The organism is Sphingopyxis sp. TUF1 (genome assembly GCF_036687315.1).
GTDB lineage: Bacteria > Pseudomonadota > Alphaproteobacteria > Sphingomonadales > Sphingomonadaceae > Sphingopyxis > Sphingopyxis kveilinensis.
Window position 1 is genome coordinate 130,213 of the sequence record NZ_CP144683.1, and the last position, 23,861, is coordinate 154,073.

Here is a 23,861-nt window from a genome sequence, read left to right on the forward strand (position 1 = left end):
TTCCATATGCTAGGATTTTGATGCACTATCCCGGACCATCCGGCCCTCGATCGACAGGTAACCCATGCGCGCCACCCCCGATTTCGACTTTGCCCTCGGTGAAACCGCCGACATGATCCGCGAAACCACCGCCCGCTTCGCCGACGAACAGATCGCGCCGCTCGCGGCAAAGGCCGACGCGGACGACTGGTTTCCGCGCGACGAGCTGTGGACGGCGATGGGCGCGCTCGGCCTGCACGGCATCACCGTCGAGGAGGAGTTCGGCGGCCTCGGCCTCGGCTATCTCGAACATGTGATCGCGGTCGAGGAAGTCAGCCGGGCCAGCGCCGCGATCGGCCTGTCCTATGGCGCGCATTCGAACCTTTGCGTCAACCAGATCCGCCGCTGGGGCAATGCCGAACAGAAGGCGAAATATTTGCCCAAGCTGATTTCGGGCGAGCACGTCGGCAGCCTCGCGATGTCCGAAGCGGGTGCGGGCAGCGACGTCGTGTCGATGAAGCTGAAAGCCGAGAGGGTTCAGGGCGGCTATGTCCTCAACGGTACAAAATTCTGGATCACCAACGCGAGCCATGCCGACACGCTGGTCGTCTATGCAAAGACCTCGCCCGACGCGGGATCGCGCGGCATCACCGCCTTTCTGATCGAAAAAGATATGCCGGGATTCAGCATCGGGCAGAAGATCGACAAGGTCGGAATGCGCGGCTCACCCACCGCCGAACTCGTCTTTACAGATTGCGAAGTGTCCGAAGAACAGGTGATGGGGCCGGAGAACGGCGGCGTCGGTGTGCTGATGTCGGGGCTCGATTATGAGCGCGTCGTGCTTGCTGGACTCCAGCTCGGCATCATGCAGGCGTGTCTCGACACGGTCATACCTTATGTTCGCGAACGCAAGCAATTCGGCAAGCCGATTGGCTCGTTCCAGCTGATGCAGGCGAAGGTCGCCGACATGTATGTCATGCTCCAGTCGGCGCGATCCTATGTCTACAACGTCGCCAAGGCGTGCGATGCGGGACAGACGACGCGCTTCGACGCCGCCGGTGCGATTCTGCTCGCAAGCGAAAGCGCGGTGAAGGTCGCGGGCGAGGCGATTCAGGCGCTCGGCGGCGCGGGCTACACAAAGGATTGGCCGGTCGAACGCTATTGGCGCGACGCCAAGCTTCTCGACATCGGCGCAGGCACCAACGAAATCCGCCGGATGCTGATCGGCCGCGAACTGATCGGCGCCGGCGCGTGATGTGGCTCTGGCTGTCGGCGGCGGGGATGACGGCAACGGCCCTTGTTCATGGCTATCTCGGTGAACGACGACTCGTCGGCCCACTGATGATGCTCGATCAGGGGATCATGGGCGTCGATCTGGCGCGGCGGGTGTTCCGCTTAGCGTGGCACGCGCTGTCGCTGCTGATGCTCGTCTCGGCGGCTTCGGTCGTGTGGCCTGAAACGCCGCGCGCATTGATCATGCTGATCGGCGCCGCCTGGCTCGCCACCGGTCTGTTCGACGCCGTGTATACCCACGGCAGGCATATCGGCTGGCCGACCCTCACTGCTTCAGGCGCCTTTGCGCTCATCGGAGCGGCGGCATGAACGACACTCTGCTCACCATTCTCCAATATTATGGCGCCGGCGCGGCGACGCTTGCCGCGCTGATCGTTTCGCTCAACCTTGGCCGTCGCACGACCGGCTGGGCCTTTGTCATCTTTGTGACCAGCAGCATCGCGCTGATCCTCTGGGGTTTCTGGCAACCCGACAGCGAAGGGATCGGTTGGCAGAATCTCGCGCTGCTGATCATCAATGCGATCGGCGTCTATCGTTATCTGATCCTGAAGGAAACGCCGGGTGATTCAGACGAAAAGCGGGGAGAGACTGAACAGTGAGCGCACCGGTTCTTGGCACCAATGTCGATCCCGACAGCGACGAATTTCGGATCCGCGCCGCGCACAACCGCGCACTGCGCGACGAACTATATACGCGCGTCGCCGAGGCGGCGCTGGGCGGCAATGAAAACTCGCGCGAGCGCCATGTCAGCCGCGGCAAGCTGCTCCCGCGCGAGCGCGTCGAGCGCCTGCTCGATCCAGGCTCGCCCTTCCTCGAGATTGGCCAGCTCGCCGCGTGCGACCTGTATGGCGGCGAAGTGCCGGGCGCCGGGATGATCGCCGGGATAGGCCGAGTGTCAGGGCGGCAGGCGATGATCGTCTGCAACGATGCGACGGTAAAGGGCGGCACCTATTACCCGATGACGGTGAAAAAGCATCTACGCGCGCAGGAGATTGCGCAGGAGAACCGCCTGCCGTGCATCTACCTCGTCGATTCGGGCGGCGCGAACCTGCCGCATCAGGACCAAGTCTTTCCCGACCGCGACCATTTCGGGCGCATCTTCTTTAACCAGGCGAATATGAGCGCGCGGCGCATCCCGCAGATCGCCTGCGTCATGGGAAGCTGTACCGCGGGCGGCGCCTATGTGCCTGCGATAAGCGACGAAACCGTGATCGTGCGCGGTCAGGGCACGATCTTCCTTGCCGGGCCGCCGCTCGTGAAAGCGGCGACGGGCGAAGAAATCAGCGCCGAGGATCTGGGCGGTGGCGACCTGCACGCCAAAAGATCGGGCGTCGTGGATCATCTGGCCGAGAATGACGAACATGCGCTGACGATCGTGCGCGACATTATGTCGCACCTTGGCGCCGATGACGGGTTCAAGGTTGAGGTGAAGGAGCCGCGCCCGCCCAAATATCACGCCGAAGACCTCTACGGCATCATCCCGCAGGACGTCCGCGCGCCCTACGACGTCCATGAAGTCATCGCGAGGATCGTCGACGGCAGCGAGTTTCACGAGTTCAAGGCGCAATATGGCAGCACGCTCGTCTGCGGTTTCGCGCACATCTGGGGCATCCCCGTCGCGATTCTCGCCAACAATGGCGTGCTGTTCAGCGAGAGCGCGGTCAAGGGCGCGCATTTCATCGAGCTGGCGCAGCAGCGCCGCATCCCCCTGCTCTTTCTTCAGAATATCAGCGGTTTCATGGTCGGCGGCAAATATGAGGCCGAGGGCATTGCCAAGCATGGCGCGAAGCTGGTGACCGCAGTCGCGACCGCGACGGTGCCGAAGATTACCGTGCTGATCGGCGGCAGCTTCGGCGCGGGCAATTACGGCATGTGCGGGCGCGCCTATAGCCCGCGTTTCCTGTTCACCTGGCCCAATGCGCGGATCAGCGTGATGGGCGGCGAACAGGCGGCATCGGTGCTGGCGACCGTTCACCGGGACGCCGAAAAATGGACGCCCGACGAAGCCGAAGCCTTCAAGGCGCCGATCCGCCAGAAATATGAGGATGAAGGCAATCCCTACCACGCGACCGCGCGCCTGTGGGACGATGGCATCATCGACCCCGCGCAAACGCGCGATGTGCTGGGGCTCGCTTTCGCGGCGACGCTGAACGCCCCGGTCGAGGACCGCGGGTTCGGCGTGTTCAGGATGTGATGACCATGATCCAATCTCTCCTCATCGCCAATCGCGGTGAAATCGCCTGCCGCATCACCCGCACTGCGCGCGAGATGGGCATACGGACTATTGCGGTATATTCGGATGCCGACGCCAAGGCTTTGCATGTGCGCGAGGCTGACGAGGCGGTGCATATCGGGCCGTCTCCGGCGCGCGAAAGCTACCTTGTCGGCGACAAGATCATCGCCGCCGCGAAGGCGACCGGGGCGGAAGCGATCCATCCGGGATATGGCTTCCTTTCGGAAAATGCCGAGTTCGCGCAGGCGGTCGCCGATGCCGGGCTCGTCTGGGTCGGGCCGAACCCTTCGTCGATCACCGCGATGGGCCTCAAGGACGCCGCGAAGAAGCTGATGGCCGAGGCCGGGGTGCCGGTGACGCCGGGCTATATGGGCGAGAACCAGGCCCCCGCCTATCTCGCCGAACAGGCCGCCGCGATCGGCTATCCGGTCCTCATCAAAGCCGTGGCGGGCGGCGGCGGCAAGGGGATGCGCAAGGTGGATAGCCCGGCGGATTTCGCCGACGCTCTCGCCTCGTGCCAGCGCGAGGCCGCCGCGTCGTTCGGCAACGACCATGTGCTGATCGAGAAATATATCCTGACCCCGCGCCATATCGAGGTGCAGGTCTTCGGCGACACCCACGGCAACGTCGTCCACCTGTTCGAACGCGACTGCTCGCTGCAGCGCCGCCACCAGAAGGTGATCGAGGAAGCCCCCGCCCCCGGGATGGACGAAGCGACGCGCGCCGAGCTGTGCGCCGCTGCGGTCCGAGCCGCAAAGGCGGTCGATTATGTCGGAGCGGGGACGATCGAGTTCATCGCTGACGCGTCGGAAGGCCTGCGCGCCGACCGAATCTGGTTCATGGAAATGAACACGCGGCTTCAGGTCGAGCATCCGGTGACCGAGGAGATCACGGGAATCGACCTCGTCGAATGGCAGCTGCGCATTGCGTCAGGCGAACCGTTGCCGCTGGCGCAGGACCAACTGGCGATCAACGGCTGGGCGATGGAAGCGCGACTTTATGCGGAGGATGCCGCCAAGGGCTTTCTGCCAAGCACGGGCAAGCTCGAACTTTTTCAGTTGCCCGAGCATTTGGGCCGCATCGACACCGGCGTCTATGAGGGCGCCGAAGTCTCACCCTTCTACGACCCGATGATCGCCAAGGTCATCGCGTGGGGCGAAGATCGCGAAGAAGCGCGTGAACTGCTGTCGGAGATGCTGGAGGAAAGCGCGATCTGGCCGGTCAAAACCAATTCGGCCTTCCTGATCAATGCGCTCGCTCATCCCGATTTCGTGGCGGGGACGGTCGATACCGGGCTGATCGGCCGCGATGGCGACAGCATGGCCGCCGAGCCGGAGCCTTCGGCGCAGGCGCTGACCAATGCCGCAATGGCGATGGTACCGCGCTCCTTCCAAGCGGGTTTTCGTCTCAACGCCCCAGATGTCCGCACTGCACCCTTTATGCTCGACGGCAAGCGGGTGGATGTTGCGCTCCACGGTCCCGGCGCTGACGAACCCGCCCCCGCGATGCTCGTCGCCGAGGCTGGATCGGTGTGGCAACTCTTGCCGTGGCGTGCCGAGGGCGGTGCTGCGGGCGCTGCGGGCGACGGCGCGATCCTCTCCCCCATGCCCGGCAAGATCATCGCGGTCGAGGTTGCCGCAGGCGACACGGTAACGAAGGGCCAGAAACTGCTCACGCTCGAAGCGATGAAGATGGAGCACAGCCTGCTTGCACCGTTCGATGGTGTGGTGGCCGAGCTCAATGCGGTGGCGGGCGCTCAGGTGCAGGTCGAGGCGCTGCTGGCACGGATCGAGGCGGCGAACGAATAGGCGCTATTCTTCGTCACGCTGAACTTGTTGCAGGGTTCATGGCTCGACGCTCTCATCGACGCCGCGCCAGACGAGAGAACAGACCATGGATGCTGAAACAAGTTCAGCATGACCTATTTTGGAGTTGGGATTATGGCCGGCAAATATTTCGACGAATGGACCATCGGCGACACGCTGACGCACGATATCCGCCGCACGGTGACCGAGACCGACAATCTGCTCTTCACCACGATGACGCATAATCCGCAGCCCCTGCACCTCGACATCGAGGCGGCGAAGGCGTCCGAATTCGGACAGATCCTCGTGAACGGTGCCTTTACGTTCAGCCTGATGGTCGGACTCTCGGTCGGCGATACGACGCTGGGAACACTCGTAGCGAACCTCGGATACGACAAGCTCGTCATGCCCAAGCCAGTGTTCATTGGCGACACGCTGCGCGCGACGAGCGAGGTGATCGGTCTCAAGGAGTCGAAATCGCGGCCGAATGCCGGTATCGTCACTTTTCTCCACCGCGCGATCAATCAGCGGGACGAAATCGTCTGCCACTGCGAACGATCCGCGCTGATTCTGCGAAAGTGATCAATTCCGTTCGGTTCGAGCGAAGTTGAGAACCGTTGGCCCTTTGCGTGTCTCGACTTCGCTCGACACGAACGGCATAGGTTATGAGATGAGACTGCGTTCCCTTCTTTTCGTCCCCGGCGACCGGCCTGAACGCTTTGCCAAGGCCGCGGCGTCGGGCGCCGATGCGATCATCCTCGACCTTGAAGATTCGGTGTCGCCCGCGAACAAGGAAACGGCGCGCCACGCCGTCGCCGACTATCTTGCGGGGCCCCGCGAAGTCGTGACGCTGGTGCGCGTCAACCCGCTCGACGGGCATATGACCGCGGCCGACATCGCCGCGGTGATCGGCGTACGCCCCGACGCGATCATGCTGCCCAAGGCCGAAGGCGCGCCGAGCATCCAGCAACTCGACACGATCGTGCGCAGCGAGACGGCGGATGACGCGTCGTTGCCCGCCATCCTGCCGATTGCCACCGAAACCCCCGCGGCGATCTTCACGCTTGGAAGCTACCGTGAAGTGAAGGACCGGCTGCTCGGGCTGACGTGGGGCGCCGAGGATCTGCCCGCCGCGATCGGTGCGACGACCAGCCGCGAGGACGACGGTGGTTACACCGAACCTTATCGCATCGCGCGCGCGCTCACCCTGTTCGCCGCACACGCGGCGACCATCGCCGCAATCGACACGGTGTTCCCTGCTATCAAGGACGCCGACGGCCTCACCGCCTATGCCGCCCGTGCGCGGCGTGACGGCTTCACCGGCATGATGGCGATCCACCCGTCGCAGGTTGAACCGATCAACGCCGCCTTTACTCCCAGTGCCGAGGAAGCCGCGCGCGCGCAGGCGATTGTCGATGCTTTTGCCGCCAATCCCGGCGCCGGCGTGCTGCAGGTGGACGGCAAAATGGTCGATGCGCCGCATCTGAAACAGGCGCGGCATATATTGTCGCTGGCGGACTGACCCCCCTACCCCTTGCCCGCTTGTGTCGAGCGAAGTCGAGACACGCTGAGCTTGCCAGTACCTTCGGGTGTCTCGACTTCGCTCGACACGAACGGAAATTCAGGTCGATTTACGACGAAACGGCCGGTGCCGCTTCATCCAGCTTTTTCCGCGCCGCCAGCTTTTCTTCAGGCCGCGTTCGGAAAAGCTTTCGAACATCGCATCGGGGCTCGTCGGGTCGAGCAATTCATTGTCGGCGATGAAGTCGTCCATCGGTCCCGGCGCGACCAGATCGAGCAGTTCGAGCGAGCGCCCCGGCCCGCGGAGTCCCTCGATCGCGGCGATCAGCGACCCCGAGACGTCAAAGGCGCGGGCGACCTCCGCCGTGTCAACGTCCAGATGCTCGGCGATCAGCGATTCGCGCAGCCTGCGGATCACCGGCTCGGCGCCGCGATTTGCGGGGAGCGCCGTATCGATCGTGACGTCGCATTCGCTGTCGAGGCCCATCGACCGGTTGTTCATGTTCGACGATCCGACGCGCAGCATCCGATCGTCGACGACCGCCGTTTTGGCGTGGACATAGATGGGGTCACCGCCGGCCGTATGCGGGACATAGATGCGCAGCCGATCGCCGTGCTTCGCCTCGGCGATCGCGCGCACCAGCTTCACCCGCGCCGCATCCATCGCCATTTGTTCGAGCCAGCCATCGGCGGTTTTCGGCATCACCATGACGAATTCGGGCGCATCGTCCTCGTCCAGCCGCGCGGCGATCGCTGCGGCGATCTTGCCGCTCGTGAAATATTGATTTTCGAAATAGATGAAGCGCTTCGCCGCGGCGATCATGTCGAGATAGAGCTGCTCGATCTCGCGCACCTCGGGATAGCCATTATATTCGGCGCGCGATCGCGAAATGGCGACATCGACATCGGTAAAATCGGGGTCGAGCGCGTCGGGCCAGGCCTCGCCGTCGCCCTCGACATCGCGGAGTTCCTTGTTCGTCGCGCGCTGCCAGCGTTCGTTGCCCAGCTCGGCGAGCGCGCGCCCAACGTCCCCGGCCAGAATCATCGTCGAGTCGTGCCACGGCATATAGGCTTTGCCGTCAGGGTTGGACCGCCGCGGGTCAGCATCCTTGTGCCCGCGCGTGTCCCAGCGCGATGCGGCGACGTCGATTCCGCCGCACACCGCCAGATGATCGTCGAATACCGCCACCTTCTGATGATGGCTGCACCCCGCCGGATGCGCGCTGTCGAGGCGGAAGCTGATCGACCGCGTCGCTTTCCAGCGCAGGATCATCATCACGATGCTCGGCACCAGAAAATGCTTCAGCCCGCCGAAATTCCAGCGCAAAATGTCAATATCGCGATCGGGCTTCGCGTGCGCCAGCGCCAGCAGATAATGGCCGAGCGATTGACCCTTGCCGTGGTCATCGGGCACCAAAGCAATACGCGGATCGAAATCCCAACCAATCAGCAGGATGCGCTCTTTCGCGCCTTCCATCAGCTCTTTCAGCAGTTTGAAATAGTCGGCGGCGTCGACGATCATCCGCGCCTTGTCAGCGCGCTCGATCCGCCAGCAATTGCGGCCTTCGACGACGATCGGCGTTATCCCCATCGCCGCCGACACGCTTGGCGGCGGCGATGGTTGCGTCGGCACCGCGTCAGGCCGCGAAGAATTGTTCGGGGGTCAGCGCCATCATCGTTTCGCTGCCCGCCTCGATCTTGCGGCGGAGCGATCCGGCGTCGGGCAGGAAGCGTTCGCCGAAGTGGCGCGCGGTTACGATCTTGGCATTCAGAAAATCCTGGGCGCCGCGCCCTTCGTCGAGCGCCTTCTGCGCCGCCTCGGCCATGCGCAGCCACATCAGCCCCAGCGCAACGATGCCGGTGATGTGCATATAATGATGGGCACCAGCGCCGACGTTGTTCGGGTTAGTCATGCCGTTCTGCATGAACCACATAGTCGCGGCTTTCAGCTCGCCATTCGCCTTTTCCAGCCGCCCCGAGAAATCGGCGAGCGCGGGCTTGTCCTTCGCCGCGGCGCATTCGGCATCGACGATCGCGAACAGTGTCTGGATCGCGCGGCCGCCATTCTGCGCGAGCTTGCGGCCAACGAGGTCCATCGCCTGCACGCCGTTCGCGCCTTCGTAAATCATCGTGATGCGGGCATCGCGGACATATTGGCTCATGCCATGTTCCTCGATGTAGCCGTGGCCGCCGAACACCTGCTGCGCGTTGGTCGCGACGTCATAGCCCTTGTCGGTGCCATAGCCCTTGATGACGGGGGTCAGCAGGCTGACGAGATCGTCGGCGAGCTGCCGCTCCTCCTCGGTCTCGGCCACATGCGCCAGATCGACCTGGAGCGCGCCCCACAGGCACAGCGCGCGCAGCCCTTCGACGGTCGCCTTGGCGTCCATCAGCATCCGGCGCACATCGGGGTGGACGAACAGCGGATCGGCCTTTTCCTGCGGGTCTTGCGGCCCGGTCAGCGCGCGGCCCTGCCGCCGGTCCTGCGCATAGGCGACGGCATTCTGAAAGGCGACGTCGGCCTGCCCCAGCCCCTGAATCCCGACGCCCAGCCGCGCGGCGTTCATCATCACGAACATCGCGGCAAGGCCCTTATTCTCCTCGCCGACCATCCAGCCCTTCGCGCCGTCATAGTTCATGACGCAGGTCGAATTGGCGTGGATGCCCATCTTGTGCTCGATCGACCCGCATTGCAGCGCGTTGCGCTCACCCAGCGAACCGTCTTCGTTGACGAGAAACTTCGGCACGATGAACAGCGAGATGCCCTTGACGCTGTCGGGCGCGTCGGGGGTCTTGGCAAGGACGAGGTGGATGATGTTGTCGGTCAGGTCATGCTCGCCCGACGAGATGAAAATCTTGGTCCCCGTGACGTCATAGCTGCCGTCGCCGTTCGGCACTGCGCGCGTGCGGATGAGGCCAAGGTCGGTGCCGCAATGCGGCTCGGTCAGGTTCATCGTCCCGCCCCATTCGCCCGACACCATCTTGGGAACGTAAAGCGCCTTCTGCTCGTCCGATCCCTTCACCAAAATCGCCGCGACCGCGGCCTGCGTCAGCCCCGGATACATGGCAAAGGCCTGGTTCGCCGCCATGCGATATTCCTCGACCGGAAAGCCGACGACGTGCGGCAGCCCCTGTCCGCCGAATGCTTCGGGCTGCGTCAGCAGCGTCCAGCCGGCCTCGCAATAGGCCTTATACGCCTCTTTGAACCCTTTGGGCGTCGTCACCGAGCCGTCGTCGTGGCGCGTGCAACCTTCAAGGTCGCCCGACTGGTTGATCGGAAACAGCACCTCTTCGCAGAATTTGCCGGCTTCGGTCAGCACCGCCTCGATCATGTCGGGGGTCGCGTTGGCAAAGCCGGGCAGGTTCGCATAGCGTTCGATGCCAAGCACCTCGTTGAGGAAGAACAGGCTGTCCTGCACGGGGGCGCGATAGACGGGCATGGGAAATCCTTCTGAAAAAGCAATTGATCGGATCAAACTTGCCTGGGGAGAGGCCAGATGCGGGTCGGCCGACTACGCCTTCCGGGCGTCGACCTTTTTCACCATATCGATGAAACGTGACAGCTCATCTACAGCGCTGTCAATATCGTCGCGCTGACGGCGGAGCAACGCGATGCGTTCCTCGCACTTTTCGATCGTCACCTGCCGCTGCAGCTTGCGACCGTCGCCGACGTCATACAGGTCGATCATTTCGCGAATGTCGGCCAGGCTGAACCCCGTCCGCTTCGCGCGCAAGATCCAAGCGAGCCGCGCCCGGTCGCGCTTCGAATAGATGCGTGACAGCCCCTTGCGCGACGGACTGATCAGCCCCTCATCCTCATAAAAGCGCAGCGCGCGGGCGGTGACGCCGAACTCGGTCGACAAGTCGGTGATGCTGAACTGCTCGCGCCCGAGATGATCGGGCGTGTCGATATGCGAGTGGCCGTAATGGTCGGTCATGCCGACGAAACTAGTTTCCGTTGACGTGAACGTCAATAGCGCCAGAGCGCCGCGATTCCAGGCACTTCAACCTGCGCAAGGCCGGACGATATTGCCGCGCCCGTCGGCAATCCGCAAGCCCCTTGCATCGTCCGCCGACCAGCTCGCACGCGGCAGGCGCAGGCCCGCCAGCGACGCGCGAGCAGGGCACAGCTGCGCGCATTGCGACGGCAGGCGTCCCGGCAGGCGCAGCTCGTCATCCTGCTCATGCACAAGCGCCTCGCAGCCGTCCGCGCCGGCAAAGCGCATCCGCCACCCGGCGCCCTCGCGCGTCATCGTCCCCTGCGCGGTGCAGGACAGGGTGGTGCCAAAGGCGGCCGTCACCGCAAAGCGCCATTGCCCCGCGCCGTCGGTCACCACGCACATCGCATCGCGGCCAAGGTCGTGCGCGCGCTCGAACACGCCGACCGGCGTTTCGGCTTCGGGGCGCACGACGCCGCGTTCGCGCGCCGCCATCTCGAGCGGATTCCCCGCATCAATCGTCTCATCGTCGCCCGCCCCGCGCTCGCATCCCGCGAGCAGCAGCGTCGCCAGCACGAGGGCAGCGCTAACCCTGCGCATCGTCCGCAAGAAACGTCAGCCGGCCATCATCTTCGACCCGGCGGTAAAAGCACGACCGCCGCCCGGTGTGGCATGCCGGTCCCGCGGGCTTCACGCGCAGCAGCAGCGCGTCCTGATCGCAATCGACGCGCATCTCGACGAGCGTCAGCCCGTTGCCCGATGTCTCGCCCTTGCGCCACAGCGCAGCGCGCGAGCGCGACCAGAAGTGCGCCTGTCCCGTCGCGCGCGTCGCCTCGATCGCCGCATCGTTCATATGCGCGACCATCAGCAGCGCCTGCGTATCGGCATCGACGACGATCGCCGTCACCAGCCCGGCGGCGTCGAAACGCGGAAAAAATCTGTCGGTCGTATCGCGCGGCTCATCCATGCCCGCCGCTTTAGAGCAGGATCGAAGCCGCTGTCACCCCGCGCTTCGCCGCCGATGTGACAATATCGTGATTAGGGGGGCGACAATCGGCTTTGCCCTCCCTATATGCGCCGCAGTCACTGCCCCCTGCCGCTGGAACGACATGCTGACGACCCATCCTTTCGACGACGACAAGCTCCGCGAGGAGTGCGGCGTCTTTGGCATTCATGGCGCCGACAGCGCCTCCGCGGTCGTCGCGCTGGGGCTGCACGCGTTGCAGCACCGCGGACAGGAAGCCGCGGGCATCACCGCGTTCGACGGCAAGGAATTTCATACTCACCGCGCGATGGGTCATGTCGCGGGCAATTTCGATCGCGACGAGATCATCCGCCAGCTGGACGGTGCGTCGGCGGTCGGCCATGTCCGCTATTCGACGACGGGCGAGACCGCGCTGCGCAACGTCCAGCCGCTGTTCGCCGACCTGTCGACCGGCGGCTTTGCGGTCGCCCACAATGGCAATATCTCGAACGCGACCGCGCTGAAAAAGCTGCTCGTCCGCCGTGGCTCAATCTTTCAGTCGACAAGCGATACCGAGGTCATCATCCACCTCGTCGCAACATCGAACTATCGCTCGCTGCTCGACCGGTTCATCGACGCGCTGAAGCAGGTCGAGGGCGCCTATTCGTTGATCTGCTTGACCGCTGAGGGCATGATCGGGTGCCGCGACCCCCTCGGCATCCGCCCGCTGGTGATCGGCAAGCTCGGCGACGCACATATTCTGGCATCCGAAACCGTGGCACTCGACGTCGTCGGCGCCGAGTTCCTGCGCTCAGTCGAACCGGGCGAGCTCGTGATTATCCGCGACGGCCAGCTGACCTCGCACCGGCCCTTTGCCGAACAGTCGGCGCGGCCGTGCATCTTTGAATATGTCTATTTCTCGCGCCCCGACTCGATTGTCGACGGAACCAGCGTCTATTCGGTGCGCAAGGCGATCGGCGCCGAGCTGGCGCGCGAAAACCCCGTCGATGCCGACCTGGTTATCCCCGTCCCCGATTCGGGCACGCCCGCGGCGATCGGCTACGCGCAGGAATCGGGCATCCCGTTCGAGCTTGGCATCATCCGCTCGCATTATGTCGGGCGCACCTTCATCCAGCCGGGTGACAAGGTCCGCCATCTGGGCGTCAAGCTGAAGCACAATGCCAACCGCGCGCTGATCGCAGGCAAACGGATCGTGCTCATCGACGATTCGATCGTTCGCGGCACGACCAGTCTCAAGATTGTGCAGATGATGCGCGATGCCGGCGCCGCCGAAGTGCATATGCGCATCGCGAGCCCGCCGACCCAGCATAGCTGCTTCTACGGCGTCGATACGCCCGAGCGCGCCAAGCTGCTCGCTGCGCAGATGAGCATCGGCCAGATGGCGAACTTCATCAACGCCGACAGCCTCGCGTTCCTGACGATCGACGGCCTCTATCGCGCGCTGGGCGAAGCCGAACGCACGCACGACGCGCCCCAATATTGCGACGCCTGCTTCACCGGTGACTATCCGACCACGCTCACCGACTTCGACGAGCATGGGCTGGAAGATCAATTTTCGCTGCTGGCCGAACGGGTTGTCTGACAATATGGTTACAAGGTCTGAAGAATTGGCGGGCCAGGTTGCGCTCGTCACTGGTGCGAGCCGCGGTATCGGCGAGGCCATCGCCGAATCGTTAGCCGCGCGCGGAGCGCACGTCGTCATCACCGCGCGGACCGCGGGCGGGCTCGAGGAGCTCGAGGATCGCATCCACGCTGCGGGCGGCAGCGCGACGATTGCACCGCTCGACCTGACCGACGGCGACAGCATCGCCCGCCTCGCCAGCGCGATGGCCGAACGCTGGCAGCATCTCGACATGCTCGTGCTCAACGCCGCGATGCTCGGCACGCTGACCCCCGTCGCTGCGATCGACGGCAAGGAATTCAACAAGCTGCTGACGCTCAACCTGATCGCGCAGCAGGCGCTGATCGCCAATTTCGACCCGCTGCTGCGCCGCGCGGCAAGCGCCCGCCTGCTCGCGCTGTCGAGCGGCGTCGCACGGACGCCACGCGCCTATTGGGGCGCCTATGCCGCGTCCAAGGCGGCGTTCGAGGTGCTCGTGACCAGCTATGGCGCCGAAATGCGCAATATCTCGGGGCTGCGGACCGCAATCCTCGACCCCGGCGGGACACGCACGCAGATGCGCGCACGCGCCTATCCCGGCGAGGATCCACGGAGCATCAAGGATCCCGATGCGGTCGGCGAATATGTCGCCGATCTGATGGTAAAGGGCTTCGACAGCACCGACTTCCATGCCCTGCCCAAGGTCATGGAAAAAGCTTAACGCCATCTTCGCTTTCCTGCGCTAAGACGCTCGCAAAACAGGGTTTGCGAGGGCGTGGAATGACGAAAGATTTTTTACGGTCGGCGATTGCCGCGGTGGTCGGCATCCTCGTGGCGTTCGGGCTGGTTTGGCTCGCGCAATATGCCGGCAGCGAAATCGCCCCCGCCGAATATGACCCGGCCACGGGCGAGATACTTATCCCGGTCGGCTCCACGATCGCACTGATCGTCGGCTGGTTTATCGCCACCTTTGCGGGCAGCTGGCTTGCCATGCGTATTTCCGGCGGGACCGGCGCGGGATGGGTCGTCGCTGGGGCCGTGATCGGCGCGGCGCTCTATACCGCCATCGACTTTGCCGACACCTGGTGGATGATGGCGCTGGGCGTTGCCGTCCCGCTCGCCGCGGTTTGGCTCGCGCAACGGGCTGCAAGCGTAATCTCGGAATAATCGTCGCTCCCGCCTTCCCGGGGGCGACGCTTTTCCTATTCCGCCTCGCGATCCACTGCCGCCTGCACAGCCTTGTAAAACGTCTCGCGTGCCGCGCCGACGCCTTCGGGATCGGTCGCGGTCGGCCAGTTGCTATTCGACGCGATCACCAGCTTGCGCTTGGGATCGATGAAAATGCCCTGCCCGAAGATGCCCTGCGCGGCAAAACTGCCATCGTCGTTCGTCCACCATTGATAGCCATAGCCGCGGCCCGGCACCCCGATGTCGGCTTGCTTGGTGGTCGCGGCGGCGAACCAGTCGTCGGGAACGACCCTGGCGCCGCCAGCGACCCCGCCGCTCAGCACAAATTGCCCCAGCCGGGCATAGTCCCTGAGGCTCGCCGATATGCAGCACCCGCTGATCTCATGCCCGGTGGCCCCGAGCATCCAGACCGCATCCTGCTCCATGCCAAACGGCTTCCAGATCTTTTCCGACAGATAGGCCGACAGCGTCTTGCCAGTCGCACTGGACACCAGAACCCCGATCAGGTTGGTTTCTCCAGTGCTGTAGAGCCACTTCGAACCCGCGGGAACATCGCGCGGCAAGGTTTTCATATAACTGACCGTAACGTCCTCACCTGCAACCGGTTTTTGCAGGTTGAACAGCGCGACGTCGGATTTGGGATCGGTATAATCCTCGTTCCATTTGACGCCCGATTTCATGGTCAACAGCTGGCGCACGGTCACATCGTCATAGGCCGACCCTTTCAGGCCGGGGACATAGCCGCTGACCTTGTCGTCGAGGCTTTTGATATAACCATCCTTCACCGCGGCGCCGACCAGCGTCGAGGTGAAGCTTTTGGCCACCGAAAAACTCGTCCAGCGGCCCGCGGCGCCATAACCGAGCGCATATTTTTCGAGCCGGACCTTGCCATCCTGGACGATAATCAGCCCCGCGTTGCGCTGCTTCGCCATATGGGCATCGACGTCGAGGCCAAGGTCGATCGGCTCGCCCGGCGGCAACGGATAGACGGCGTCGCCCGCCTCGACCGTGTTGACGACGACCTTGGGCACCGTCTCCATCGTCCGGAAAGCAAGGTCGCGTTGATCCTGGGTCCAGAAAAGCACGTTCAGATCCTTTGGCAATTGGTCGGTCGTTTGCGTCGTCGCGGGCGCGCTGCACGCCGCCGCGGTGCCGAGCAGCACCGCCGCCAAAAATCTTCGCATCTTGTTTCCTCCCCCGTTGTCAGGCCGGTTTTTCAAGCGTGACTTGCGCGACGTCGATCCCGCCGCCGCGAAAGCCCCCCTCGCAATATTGCAGATAATAGCGCCAAAGCCGGACAAAACGCTCGTCAAACCCCGCGGGCAGCTGATCGGCGGTGACCGCCGCATCGAACCGCTCGCGCCACTGGCGCAGCGTTTCGGCATAATCGCCGCCAAAACGATGGGCATCCCGCCAGATCAGCCCCCTTTCCTCGGCAAGCGCGCGGAAGCGGCTTTCGGACAGCAGGCAGCCGCCGGGGAAAATATAGGCCTGGATGAAATCGCTGCTCGCGGCATAGCGCTCGAACAGCGCGTCGTTGATCAGGATATACTGGATCGCGGCCTTGCCCCCCGGCCGCAGCAGCCGCGCGATCGCATCGAGATAGGCTGGCCAATAGGCCTGCCCCACCGCCTCAACCATCTCGACGCTGGCGATCGCGTCATACGGCCCCTGCGCGTCGCGATAGTCGCAAAGCTCGATTCGCGAGCGGCCCGACAGATCGACCGCCGCCAGCCGCGCATCGGCGACTTCCGCCTGCGCGGGCGACAGGGTGATGCCGGTATAAATGACGTCGTGCCGCTCGACTGCGCGCTCGGCGAGCGCGCCCCAGCCGCAGCCGATTTCGAGCAGCCGGCTTCCCGAGCGGAGGTCGAGCCGGTCGAGAATCGCGTCGACCTTTGCCGCCTGCGCCTTCTCCAGCGACTGCGCCGGATCGGCGAACAGTGCGCTCGAATAGTTCATCGCATGATCGAGCCACAAGCGATAGAAATCATTACCTAAATCATAGTGCGCATGGATATTGCGGCGCGCCCCGCGCCGGTGGTTGCGGTGGAGCGCGTGGATTGCCCGGTTCAGCCAGCGCGACGGCCCGTGCGCGCGCCCGACATCGCCGAGCGCCTCGCCGTTACGCATGAACAGGTCGAACAGCGGGACCGGATCGGGCGAGGTCCATTCGCCCTTCTCCCATGCGCGGTACCAGCCGACCGACCCCGACAGCGCCAGCCGCGACAGTGCCGCCCAGCTGTGCAGATGGACGACCGCCGTCGGTCCCCTGCCGCGGCCGCCGAGTAACCGCACGCTGCCGTCGGGCAAATGCCCCTCGATCGTGCCGGCGACCAATCCCGCGTCGACGCGGTCGAGCAGCCGGTGGAACAGCGAGCTCGGCGCCAGTCCGATCAGCCGAGCCGCCAGCCCGCCCGCGCGATAGGCACGGTCGGCGCGGAGCAGTTCCTTGCCGCGGCGGGGGCTGACATGCGTGTTCATAACCCCTTCCTGCCCCAAAGGCGCGCGGCTGACAATTGCCTCAAACGCGCGCTGTCATGACGTCATGAGCGCGCCGCGCTATTCGCGCGCGCTTGCGGTAGGTGCCGCCAGCCGTACCTGGAAACGCTCCGCGGCCAGCGGATGCATGAAGCGCTGATCGCGCAATAATATGGCATCGCCGTCGCGCTCGGCCACCGGCATCCGCGCCCACAACAGAAAGGCGCGCGCAGCAGGGTCGGCCTTGACCCATTCGGCAAGCCTTGGATCGTCCATGCCTGTCGGCGCCCCGGTCAGGTCCAGTTGGCCGCCGACGCCCGGCGTGAAGCTGGCGGTGCCAAAGCGGTCTGCGGTGCGCCAGAAAATCTCGCGTTGCCAAAAGGCGAGCGGCGGCGGACTCGCCACGACCAGTGCGTCCGACTTACCCGCTGCGGCGAGCGCGTCCGACGCCATGCGCTCCGCAGCGCCGGTGATCAGCCCGTTCGCGAAGATATAGGCCGAAACAGCCGCAAAACCGATCCACGCAGGGCGTTGCCAGTGCACCGCGCTGCGGCGCTCGCGCCGCAGCGACAGCCAGAGCGACATCCCCAGCGCGATCCATATCCACAGGTCGATGATGAAGAGGCTGTCGCCATAGAACCACCGCGAGGAAAAAGGTTCGAGCAGGCGGATGCCATAATTGTTGAGCCAGTCGAGCGCCGGATGGCTGATGCAGCCCATGTAGGCGAGCGCCAAGAGCCAGCCGCGATGGGCCGGAAGGCGATCGGCGGGGCGCTTGCCGCGCCGTTCCTGCCAGCGGTCGAAGGCGAGCATCGCCGCACATAACAGGATCGGCAGCACCAGCATCGCGATCGGCCCGTGCGTGATCCCGCGCCGAAAACCCAGATGCTCGACACCATCGAGCCAGAGCAGGCACGCCGCGTCGACATCGGGCAGGTTAGCTGCCAGAACCAGCGTCGGGATCGCCAGCCCCGTCTTCTTCTTGAGCCCCATCTGCCCCAGCAGGGCACCGACGAGGCTATGCGTCAGATTATCCATGACGGAGTAAGGTCAGAGCTCGGGCCCGCTTTCGGTCACGGTCCAGGTCTGCCCTTTCTTGAGCAGGCCCTGCAGATCGGCCGTTTTGCCTTCGGCTGCCGCCTGGTTCTGCCGCACCACGTCGGCCTCGAACGTCGGCCGCGGATCGTCGTAGAGCACGCCCAGCGCCATCGGGAACTCGCCGAAACGCATCTCGACAAGCATGTGCGCCACACTGCGATTGGTCACATCGTGGACGATCACCCCCGCCGCCTGCCAGTCGCCATCGACGACATCGACGGTCTTGAGGTGCAGCGCCTCGGCGTCGAGCGCGATGCCCTTGGTGCCTTTGGCATAGAGCATAGGTTCGCCATTCTCGAGCCAGAGCTGGCGATCCTCGGCGCCCTTCGGCGCCGCGAAATCCTCGAACACGTCTTTATTATAGACGATACAGTTCTGGAAAATCTCGATAAAGGCCGCGCCCTTATGGGCGTGGGCCGCCTTCAGCACCTCGGGCAGCTTCTTCGACACGTCGAACCCGCGCGCGACGAAGCGCGCACCCGCACCCAGCGCAAAGGCCGCGGGCTGCGCGGGGCGATCGACCGAGCCATAGGGGGTCGAGGGGCTGGTCGTGCCGACGCGGCTGGTCGGCGAATATTGGCCCTTGGTCAGCCCGTAAATCTCGTTGTTGAACAGCATGATCTGACAATCGAGATTGCGGCGGATCAGGTGCATCGTGTGGTTGCCGCCGATCGACAACCCGTCGCCGTCGCCGGTGACGATCCAGATATCGAGCCCCGGATTGGCGAGCTTCAGCCCCGTCGCAAAGGCCGGCGCGCGGCCGTGGATGGTGTGAAAGCCATAGGTTTCCATATAATAGGGAAAGCGCGACGAGCAGCCGATGCCGCTGATGAATACCGTGTTTTCAGGCGCGGTACCGATTTCGGGCATGGTGCGCTGCACGGCTTTCAGGATCGCATAGTCGCCGCAGCCCGGGCACCAGCGGACTTCCTGATCGGTTTCCCAATCCTTGAGCGTCGTCGTGCGTGCGATGGTGGTCATCTCGTTCATGCGAGCGCTCCTTCGATCGCGGTCTCAATCTCCGCAATGGTGAAGGGCTGACCCGACACCTTGTTAACGGGCTTGGCATCGACGAGATACTGATCGCGCAGCACCGTCTTCAATTGCCCGGTGTTCATCTCGGGCACGATCACCTTGTCGTAGCTTTTCAAAAGCTCGCCCAGATTGGCGGGCAGCGGCCAGATATGGCGGATGTGGACGTGGCTGACATCCAGACCCTCGGCACGCTTGCGCCGCACCGCCTGGTGGATCGGACCAAAGGTCGAGCCCCAGCCGACGACCGCAAGCTTGCCGCCCTCGGCGCCCAGTTCGACGATCTGGTCGGGCACCTTGATGCCGTCGATCTTCGCCTTGCGAATATCGGTCATCGCCTGATGGTTGGCCGGGGCATAGTTGATGTGGCCGGTATCGAGTTCCTTTTCGATGCCGCCGATGCGGTGAAGCAGGCCGGGGGTGCCGGGCTTGACCCATGGACGCGCGAGCTTGTCGTCGCGGCCATAAGGTTTGAAGCCGCCCTCGGGCACCTCGGTCAGGAATTCGACCGGGAAGGCTTCGTAAGTCGCCAGGTCGGGCACCGCCCACGGCTCGGCGGCGTTGGCGATATAGCCGTCGGTCAGCAGCATCACCGGCGTCATATATTGCACCGCGATGCGTACCGCCTCGATCGCGCAATCGAACGCATCGCCGGGCGAGCGCGCGGCAATCACCGGCATCGGCGCGTCGCCGTTGCGGCCATAGACCGCCTGATACAGATCCGACTGCTCGGTCTTGGTCGGCAGGCCGGTCGACGGGCCGCCGCGCTGCGAATTGACGATGACCAGCGGCAGCTCGGTCATGATCGCCAGACCCATCGCCTCACCCTTCAGTGCGATACCGGGGCCCGACGATGACGTCACACCGAGCGAGCCGCCATAGCTCGCGCCGATCGCCGAACAGATCGCCGCAATCTCGTCCTCGGCCTGAAAGGTCGTGACGTCATATTCCTTGAGCCGCGACAAATGGTGCAGGATCGCCGACGCCGGGGTGATCGGATAGCCGCCGAAAAACATCGGCAGCCTGGCGAGCTGCGCGCCCGCGACGAGGCCAAGCGCGATGCCCTCGGCGCCCGTCAGCGTGCGATAGAGGCCCGGCGCCGCGGGCGCAGGATCGACATGATGCTGTTTGAGCGGCCCCGCCAACTCGGCGGTCTCGCCATAGGCGTGCCCGGCGTTGAGCGCCGCGACGTTCGCCGCGGCGAGCTCGGGCGCCTTTGCGAATTTCGCGTTGAGCCAGTCGATCAGCGGCTGGCGGTCGCGGTCAAACATCCAGAGCGCGAGCCCCAGCGTCCACATATTCTTGCAGCGCAGCGCTTCCTTGTTGCCGAGCCCGAAGGGCTTCACCGCGTCCATCGTCAGCTGGCTGATATTGAGCTTCAAAAGCTGCCATTTGGCGAGGCTGTCATCCTCGAGCGGGTTCGCGTCATATTTCGCCTTGGCGAGATTGCGGTCGTTGAATTCGCCCTCGTCGGCGATGATCAGTCCGCCGGGCTTCAGCGCCGGAACATTGGTTTTGAGCGCTGCCGGGTTCATCGCAACGAGTACGTCGGGCGCGTCGCCCGCGGTATCGATCGCCGACGATCCAAAGTTAATCTGGAACGCCGACACGCCGAACAGCGTCCCCTGCGGCGCGCGGATCTCGGCTGGAAAATCCGGGAAGGTTGCAAAGTCGTTGCCCGCCAGCGCCGAAGACAGGGTGAATTGCCCTCCAGTCAACTGCATCCCGTCGCCGCTATCGCCGGCAAATCGAACCACCACTGCATCCGAAAGGGGGGACTGCCGCTCGCCGTCGGCCTTGTCCTCTACCGCTGTCGCCATTTTTTCTTCTGCCTCAAATCTTGCGAACCTGTGACATGGGCCTAGGCCTGTGCGGAGCAAGCCGCAATTGAGAAAAAATTGTGCGCTGCAAAGGACAGGGTGTCACTCGGTTTCGATTTGCGATTGAATTTGCGCCGCCGATGCCGAATAGCATGGCGAAAATCGCAATCAGGGAGAGACGCAGATGACCGATGGCCCCACCCATTTTACGCGCCCCGACGTGGCAGCTTTCCTTGCCTTCCTGAACGCGCAGGAAGGCCCGAAGATGGAGGAGATGCCGCCCGAAGGCGCGCGCGAGATGTTCCGGATGATGGGCCAGCTCGCCGATGTCCCGCGCGGCGAAATCGCGCATGTCGAGGATCGCACGGTCCCCGGTCCCACACGCGATATTCCGATCCGCATCTATGACAATCGCCCGGCCCGCGAACCCGGACCGGTCATGGTCTTCTATCACGGCGGCGGCTGGGTGATCGGCGACCTCGACACGCACGATCCCTATTGCGCCGAGGCCGCGCGGCTGCTCGACATGCCGGTGATCGCGGTCGACTACCGCCTCGCCCCCGAACATCCCTTCCCTGCCGCCCCAGAGGATTGCGAAGCGGCAACGCGCTGGGTCGCCGACACTATCCCCTGCACCGGGCTTGTCCTGTCGGGCGAAAGCGCGGGCGGCAATCTGACGATCGCGACCGCGCTGACGCTGCGCGACAAACCCGCGTCGAAACCGGTGATTGCGATCCATCCCATCTATCCCGCCGTGACGACGCACGACGACTGGCAAAGCTATCGCGATTTCGGCGAGGGCCATTTGCTCACCAAAGGCAGCATGACCTGGTTCGCCAATCATTATGCCGCGGACCCCGCCGATTACCGCGCCTCGCCGCTCGATTTCCCCGCGGAAGGCCTGCCGCCGACGCTGCTGATCACCGCGGGGCTCGACCCCCTGCGCGATCAGGGCCGCGCCTATGCTGCCAAGCTCATCGAAGCCGGCGTCCCGACGACCTATCGCGAGGCCAAGGGCAATATCCACGGCTATATCAACCTAGCGCAAGGCATCCCCAGCGCGAAGGACGATATTCGCGGCGCCCTCACCATATTGAAAGCGATCGTCGCCGAAGCTAACGCCGCGGCATGATCGACCATGACAAGCTCCCCTATCGCCCCTGCGCGGGCGTGATGCTCGCCAACCGCGACGGCCGCATCTTCGTCGGCCAGCGGCTCGATACGTCGAGCGAAGCCTGGCAGATGCCGCAGGGCGGGATCGATGCGGGCGAAGATGCCGAAGAGGCGGCGATCCGCGAGCTTGGCGAGGAAACCGGCATTCACGGCGGGTTGGTCGACATCATCGCGCGCAGCCGCGAGGAATATTTCTACGACCTGCCCGACCATCTGATCGGCAAGATGTGGGGCGGCAAATATCGGGGCCAGCGCCAGCACTGGTTCCTGATGCGCTTCATGGGCGACGATGGCGACGTCAACATTCACACCGACCATCAGGAATTCCGCGCGTGGCGCTGGGCCGAACTTGATGAGATCGAGAAGCTGATCGTCCCGTTCAAACGCGCGCTTTACCGCGGACTGATCGAGGAATTCGGCCCGCTCGTCTGATCCCTCAGCGCGATCGCCGTGCGAAAGACGTCGGCGAACATCTCCGGCGTCAGCCGCCCGGTGTTCGTGTTGTAGCGCGAGCAATGATAGCTATCGACCAGATGCCGCCCATCGGGCAGCGCATGGACCGCGCCATGCGCGATCCGTCCAAGCGCGACGATCACGCGCACCTTCGGCAGCGCAGCCAGCTGCCGCTCGAAAAAGGGCCGGCAATTCGCGATCTCCGCGGGTGTCGGCTTGTTCTGCGGCGGCAGGCATTTGACGCTGTTGACGATGATCGCGCCGTCGAGCGCCAGCCCGTCGTCGATCCGCGCATCATAATCGCCCCGGCTCAGCCCGAACGCGGCAAGCGTCGTGAACAACAGGTCGCCCGCATAGTCGCCGGTGAACGGCCTGCCCGTCCGGTTCGCGCCATGCTTGCCCGGCGCAAGCCCCGCCAGCGCCAGCCACGCATCGGGATCGCCGAAGGCATAGACCGGGGCGTTCCACCAATCGGGATACTCCGCCTGACATTCGCCTCGCAGCGCGACCAGCCGCGGGCAGCGCGGACAATCGCTTGGCGGCTCGGTTCCGGGCAACGGGCTATCAATTTCCATGCGGCTGCGATAGGCGCGCGGACATGAGCAACGCAATGCCGCTGCCCCTCTATGCGATCGGCCTCGGATCGAACCGGCGCCATGCGCGCCATGGCGACCCGCGCGCGGTGCTGCTCGCCGCGCTTTCCGCGCTGGAGAGCGACGATATCGAGGCGGTCGACGCCAGCCCGATCATCGCCAGCGACCCCGTCGGTCCTTCCCGGCGCCGTTACGCCAACGCCGTCGCGCTCGTCGCATCGGAGCTGAGCCCGCCTGAAATGCTCGAACGGTTGCAGGCAATCGAGGCGCGTTTCGGCCGCCGCATGGGCCAGCGCTGGGGTGCGCGCACGCTCGACCTCGACATATTGCTCTGGTCGGGCGGCGCCTGGTCCGACGCGGCGCTGACCATCCCGCACCCTGCGCTTGCCGATCGCGCCTTCGTGCTCGGCCCGCTTCGCGCGATTGTGCCCCAATGGCGCCACCCGCTCCACGCGCGCAGCATCCGCCAGCTCACCGCGCGGCTCGTCCGCCCAAAGCCGGTTGACCGGCGCGCCGCAGCGCACTAGGGCGACGGCTCACTTCGCGCGCCGCGGTAATCGGGCGCCGATGGGCCCTTAGCTCAGTCGGTAGAGCAACTGACTTTTAATCAGTAGGTCGCTGGTTCGAACCCAGCAGGGCTCACCATTACGAATGTGCCATTTTCGGTGC

At 64.4% G+C, this 23,861-nt stretch carries 24 protein-coding genes and 1 tRNA gene; 14 read left to right on the top strand and 11 right to left on the bottom strand.

Annotated features, from left to right (window positions below):
- Window positions 1-64: 64 nt before the first annotated feature.
- The 7 genes from VSX77_RS00735 (at window position 65) to VSX77_RS00765 (ending at window position 6,832) form a co-directional block, all read left to right on the top strand.
- Window positions 65-1,234, top strand: a complete 1,170-nt coding sequence (locus VSX77_RS00735) for an isovaleryl-CoA dehydrogenase (RefSeq protein ID WP_338425768.1) — start codon at window positions 65-67, stop codon at window positions 1,232-1,234.
- On the top strand, window positions 1,234-1,581 hold the full coding sequence (locus VSX77_RS00740) for a hypothetical protein (protein ID WP_338427180.1): 348 nt from the start codon (window positions 1,234-1,236) through the stop codon (window positions 1,579-1,581). Before VSX77_RS00735 ends, VSX77_RS00740 begins: the two co-directional genes overlap by 1 nt.
- Window positions 1,578-1,871, top strand: a complete 294-nt coding sequence (locus VSX77_RS00745; RefSeq protein WP_338425769.1) for a hypothetical protein — start codon at window positions 1,578-1,580, stop codon at window positions 1,869-1,871. The genes VSX77_RS00740 and VSX77_RS00745 overlap by 4 nt, the downstream gene beginning before the upstream one ends.
- Window positions 1,868-3,466 (top strand): carboxyl transferase domain-containing protein, encoded by a 1,599-nt coding sequence (locus VSX77_RS00750; RefSeq protein WP_338425770.1) that lies wholly within the window; start codon window positions 1,868-1,870, stop codon window positions 3,464-3,466. Before VSX77_RS00745 ends, VSX77_RS00750 begins: the two co-directional genes overlap by 4 nt.
- A gap of 5 nt (window positions 3,467-3,471) precedes the next feature.
- Complete coding sequence (locus tag VSX77_RS00755; RefSeq protein WP_338425771.1) at window positions 3,472-5,313, top strand: acetyl/propionyl/methylcrotonyl-CoA carboxylase subunit alpha; 1,842 nt, start codon at window positions 3,472-3,474, stop codon at window positions 5,311-5,313.
- 132 nt (window positions 5,314-5,445) lie between these two features.
- Window positions 5,446-5,892 carry a MaoC family dehydratase gene (locus VSX77_RS00760; RefSeq protein ID WP_338425772.1) on the top strand — a complete coding sequence of 149 codons (447 nt, stop codon included), beginning with the start codon at window positions 5,446-5,448 and terminating at the stop codon, window positions 5,890-5,892.
- A gap of 88 nt (window positions 5,893-5,980) precedes the next feature.
- Window positions 5,981-6,832: an HpcH/HpaI aldolase/citrate lyase family protein gene (locus VSX77_RS00765; protein ID WP_338425773.1), complete on the top strand. Its 852-nt coding sequence runs from the start codon at window positions 5,981-5,983 to the stop codon at window positions 6,830-6,832.
- Between the two features lie 99 nt (window positions 6,833-6,931).
- Here VSX77_RS00765 and VSX77_RS00770 read toward each other — a convergent pair whose 3' ends face one another.
- From VSX77_RS00770 to hisI, 5 genes are all read right to left on the bottom strand, one after another.
- Window positions 6,932-8,422 (bottom strand): phospholipase D-like domain-containing protein, encoded by a 1,491-nt coding sequence (locus VSX77_RS00770; RefSeq protein WP_338427181.1) that lies wholly within the window; start codon window positions 8,420-8,422, stop codon window positions 6,932-6,934.
- Between the two features lie 46 nt (window positions 8,423-8,468).
- A complete protein-coding gene (locus VSX77_RS00775; protein ID WP_338425774.1) occupies window positions 8,469-10,271 on the bottom strand; it encodes an acyl-CoA dehydrogenase C-terminal domain-containing protein in 1,803 nt (600 codons plus the stop codon).
- A gap of 72 nt (window positions 10,272-10,343) precedes the next feature.
- The gene (locus tag VSX77_RS00780; protein WP_338425775.1) at window positions 10,344-10,769 is read right to left on the bottom strand and encodes a MerR family transcriptional regulator; all 426 of its coding nucleotides are present in this window, start codon (window positions 10,767-10,769) and stop codon (window positions 10,344-10,346) included.
- A gap of 66 nt (window positions 10,770-10,835) precedes the next feature.
- A complete protein-coding gene (locus VSX77_RS00785) occupies window positions 10,836-11,369 on the bottom strand; it encodes a hypothetical protein (protein WP_338425776.1) in 534 nt (177 codons plus the stop codon).
- Complete coding sequence (gene hisI / locus VSX77_RS00790) at window positions 11,356-11,736, bottom strand: phosphoribosyl-AMP cyclohydrolase (RefSeq protein ID WP_338425777.1); 381 nt, start codon at window positions 11,734-11,736, stop codon at window positions 11,356-11,358. The genes VSX77_RS00785 and hisI overlap by 14 nt, the downstream gene beginning before the upstream one ends.
- 142 nt (window positions 11,737-11,878) lie before the next feature.
- Here hisI and purF point away from each other — a divergent pair, with 142 nt between their 5' ends.
- From purF to VSX77_RS00805, 3 genes are read left to right on the top strand one after another with little or no spacing between them, the layout of a single operon-like run.
- Window positions 11,879-13,336, top strand: a complete 1,458-nt coding sequence (gene purF, locus VSX77_RS00795; RefSeq protein WP_338425778.1) for an amidophosphoribosyltransferase — start codon at window positions 11,879-11,881, stop codon at window positions 13,334-13,336.
- A 4-nt stretch (window positions 13,337-13,340) separates the two neighbouring features.
- Entirely contained in the window at window positions 13,341-14,075 is a 735-nt protein-coding gene (locus tag VSX77_RS00800; RefSeq protein ID WP_338425779.1) for an SDR family NAD(P)-dependent oxidoreductase, read from the top strand.
- A gap of 59 nt (window positions 14,076-14,134) precedes the next feature.
- The gene (locus tag VSX77_RS00805) at window positions 14,135-14,521 is read left to right on the top strand and encodes a hypothetical protein (RefSeq protein ID WP_338425780.1); all 387 of its coding nucleotides are present in this window, start codon (window positions 14,135-14,137) and stop codon (window positions 14,519-14,521) included.
- A 35-nt stretch (window positions 14,522-14,556) separates the two neighbouring features.
- Here the strand turns inward: VSX77_RS00805 and VSX77_RS00810 are convergent, their stop codons facing one another.
- The 5 genes from VSX77_RS00810 to VSX77_RS00830 form a co-directional block, all read right to left on the bottom strand.
- Window positions 14,557-15,726, bottom strand: a complete 1,170-nt coding sequence (locus VSX77_RS00810) for a serine hydrolase domain-containing protein (protein ID WP_338425781.1) — start codon at window positions 15,724-15,726, stop codon at window positions 14,557-14,559.
- A gap of 19 nt (window positions 15,727-15,745) precedes the next feature.
- On the bottom strand, window positions 15,746-17,026 hold the full coding sequence (locus VSX77_RS00815; protein ID WP_338425782.1) for a cyclopropane-fatty-acyl-phospholipid synthase family protein: 1,281 nt from the start codon (window positions 17,024-17,026) through the stop codon (window positions 15,746-15,748).
- Between the two features lie 78 nt (window positions 17,027-17,104).
- Window positions 17,105-18,061 (bottom strand): metal-dependent hydrolase, encoded by a 957-nt coding sequence (locus VSX77_RS00820; protein WP_338425783.1) that lies wholly within the window; start codon window positions 18,059-18,061, stop codon window positions 17,105-17,107.
- 12 nt (window positions 18,062-18,073) lie between these two features.
- Window positions 18,074-19,111 (bottom strand): 2-oxoacid:ferredoxin oxidoreductase subunit beta, encoded by a 1,038-nt coding sequence (locus VSX77_RS00825; protein WP_338425784.1) that lies wholly within the window; start codon window positions 19,109-19,111, stop codon window positions 18,074-18,076.
- Entirely contained in the window at window positions 19,108-20,973 is a 1,866-nt protein-coding gene (locus VSX77_RS00830; RefSeq protein WP_338425785.1) for a 2-oxoacid:acceptor oxidoreductase subunit alpha, read from the bottom strand. Before VSX77_RS00830 ends, VSX77_RS00825 begins: the two co-directional genes overlap by 4 nt.
- 184 nt (window positions 20,974-21,157) lie before the next feature.
- Between VSX77_RS00830 and VSX77_RS00835 the strand changes: the two genes are divergently transcribed.
- Both VSX77_RS00835 and VSX77_RS00840 read left to right on the top strand, forming a co-directional pair.
- A complete protein-coding gene (locus VSX77_RS00835; RefSeq protein WP_338425786.1) occupies window positions 21,158-22,105 on the top strand; it encodes an alpha/beta hydrolase in 948 nt (315 codons plus the stop codon).
- Window positions 22,102-22,578, top strand: coding sequence for an RNA pyrophosphohydrolase (locus VSX77_RS00840; RefSeq protein ID WP_338425787.1), 477 nt, complete (start codon window positions 22,102-22,104; stop codon window positions 22,576-22,578). The genes VSX77_RS00835 and VSX77_RS00840 overlap by 4 nt, the downstream gene beginning before the upstream one ends.
- Here the strand turns inward: VSX77_RS00840 and VSX77_RS00845 are convergent.
- Window positions 22,539-23,174 (bottom strand): uracil-DNA glycosylase, encoded by a 636-nt coding sequence (locus VSX77_RS00845; protein WP_338425788.1) that lies wholly within the window; start codon window positions 23,172-23,174, stop codon window positions 22,539-22,541. The two genes, VSX77_RS00840 and VSX77_RS00845, sit on opposite strands and share 40 nt — an antisense overlap.
- Before the next feature lie 23 nt (window positions 23,175-23,197).
- On the opposite strand from VSX77_RS00845, the gene folK reads away from it, so the two are divergent.
- Window positions 23,198-23,719, top strand: coding sequence for a 2-amino-4-hydroxy-6-hydroxymethyldihydropteridine diphosphokinase (folK, locus tag VSX77_RS00850; RefSeq protein ID WP_338425789.1), 522 nt, complete (start codon window positions 23,198-23,200; stop codon window positions 23,717-23,719).
- A gap of 42 nt (window positions 23,720-23,761) precedes the next feature.
- A tRNA-Lys gene (locus VSX77_RS00855) sits at window positions 23,762-23,837 on the top strand.
- Window positions 23,838-23,861: the final 24 nt, after the last annotated feature.

Excerpts from the sequence above, each read along its gene's own strand:
- VSX77_RS00735 (WP_338425768.1), top strand. The coding sequence starts at position 65 with ATGCGCGCCACCCCCGATTTCGACTTTGCCCTCGGTGAAACCGCCGAC.
- VSX77_RS00740 (WP_338427180.1), top strand. The coding sequence starts at position 1,234 with ATGTGGCTCTGGCTGTCGGCGGCGGGGATGACGGCAACGGCCCTTGTT.
- VSX77_RS00745 (WP_338425769.1), top strand. The coding sequence starts at position 1,578 with ATGAACGACACTCTGCTCACCATTCTCCAATATTATGGCGCCGGCGCG.
- VSX77_RS00755 (WP_338425771.1), top strand. The coding sequence starts at position 3,472 with ATGATCCAATCTCTCCTCATCGCCAATCGCGGTGAAATCGCCTGCCGC.
- VSX77_RS00760 (WP_338425772.1), top strand. The coding sequence starts at position 5,446 with ATGGCCGGCAAATATTTCGACGAATGGACCATCGGCGACACGCTGACG.
- VSX77_RS00765 (WP_338425773.1), top strand. The coding sequence starts at position 5,981 with ATGAGACTGCGTTCCCTTCTTTTCGTCCCCGGCGACCGGCCTGAACGC.
- VSX77_RS00770 (WP_338427181.1), bottom strand. The coding sequence starts at position 8,422 with ATGGGGATAACGCCGATCGTCGTCGAAGGCCGCAATTGCTGGCGGATC.
- VSX77_RS00775 (WP_338425774.1), bottom strand. The coding sequence starts at position 10,271 with ATGCCCGTCTATCGCGCCCCCGTGCAGGACAGCCTGTTCTTCCTCAAC.
- VSX77_RS00780 (WP_338425775.1), bottom strand. The coding sequence starts at position 10,769 with ATGACCGACCATTACGGCCACTCGCATATCGACACGCCCGATCATCTC.
- VSX77_RS00785 (WP_338425776.1), bottom strand. The coding sequence starts at position 11,369 with ATGCGCAGGGTTAGCGCTGCCCTCGTGCTGGCGACGCTGCTGCTCGCG.
- hisI (WP_338425777.1), bottom strand. The coding sequence starts at position 11,736 with ATGGATGAGCCGCGCGATACGACCGACAGATTTTTTCCGCGTTTCGAC.
- purF (WP_338425778.1), top strand. The coding sequence starts at position 11,879 with ATGCTGACGACCCATCCTTTCGACGACGACAAGCTCCGCGAGGAGTGC.
- VSX77_RS00800 (WP_338425779.1), top strand. The coding sequence starts at position 13,341 with ATGGTTACAAGGTCTGAAGAATTGGCGGGCCAGGTTGCGCTCGTCACT.
- VSX77_RS00805 (WP_338425780.1), top strand. The coding sequence starts at position 14,135 with ATGACGAAAGATTTTTTACGGTCGGCGATTGCCGCGGTGGTCGGCATC.
- VSX77_RS00810 (WP_338425781.1), bottom strand. The coding sequence starts at position 15,726 with ATGCGAAGATTTTTGGCGGCGGTGCTGCTCGGCACCGCGGCGGCGTGC.
- VSX77_RS00815 (WP_338425782.1), bottom strand. The coding sequence starts at position 17,026 with ATGAACACGCATGTCAGCCCCCGCCGCGGCAAGGAACTGCTCCGCGCC.
- VSX77_RS00820 (WP_338425783.1), bottom strand. The coding sequence starts at position 18,061 with ATGGATAATCTGACGCATAGCCTCGTCGGTGCCCTGCTGGGGCAGATG.
- VSX77_RS00825 (WP_338425784.1), bottom strand. The coding sequence starts at position 19,111 with ATGAACGAGATGACCACCATCGCACGCACGACGACGCTCAAGGATTGG.
- VSX77_RS00830 (WP_338425785.1), bottom strand. The coding sequence starts at position 20,973 with ATGGCGACAGCGGTAGAGGACAAGGCCGACGGCGAGCGGCAGTCCCCC.
- VSX77_RS00835 (WP_338425786.1), top strand. The coding sequence starts at position 21,158 with ATGACCGATGGCCCCACCCATTTTACGCGCCCCGACGTGGCAGCTTTC.
- VSX77_RS00840 (WP_338425787.1), top strand. The coding sequence starts at position 22,102 with ATGATCGACCATGACAAGCTCCCCTATCGCCCCTGCGCGGGCGTGATG.
- VSX77_RS00845 (WP_338425788.1), bottom strand. The coding sequence starts at position 23,174 with ATGGAAATTGATAGCCCGTTGCCCGGAACCGAGCCGCCAAGCGATTGT.
- folK (WP_338425789.1), top strand. The coding sequence starts at position 23,198 with ATGAGCAACGCAATGCCGCTGCCCCTCTATGCGATCGGCCTCGGATCG.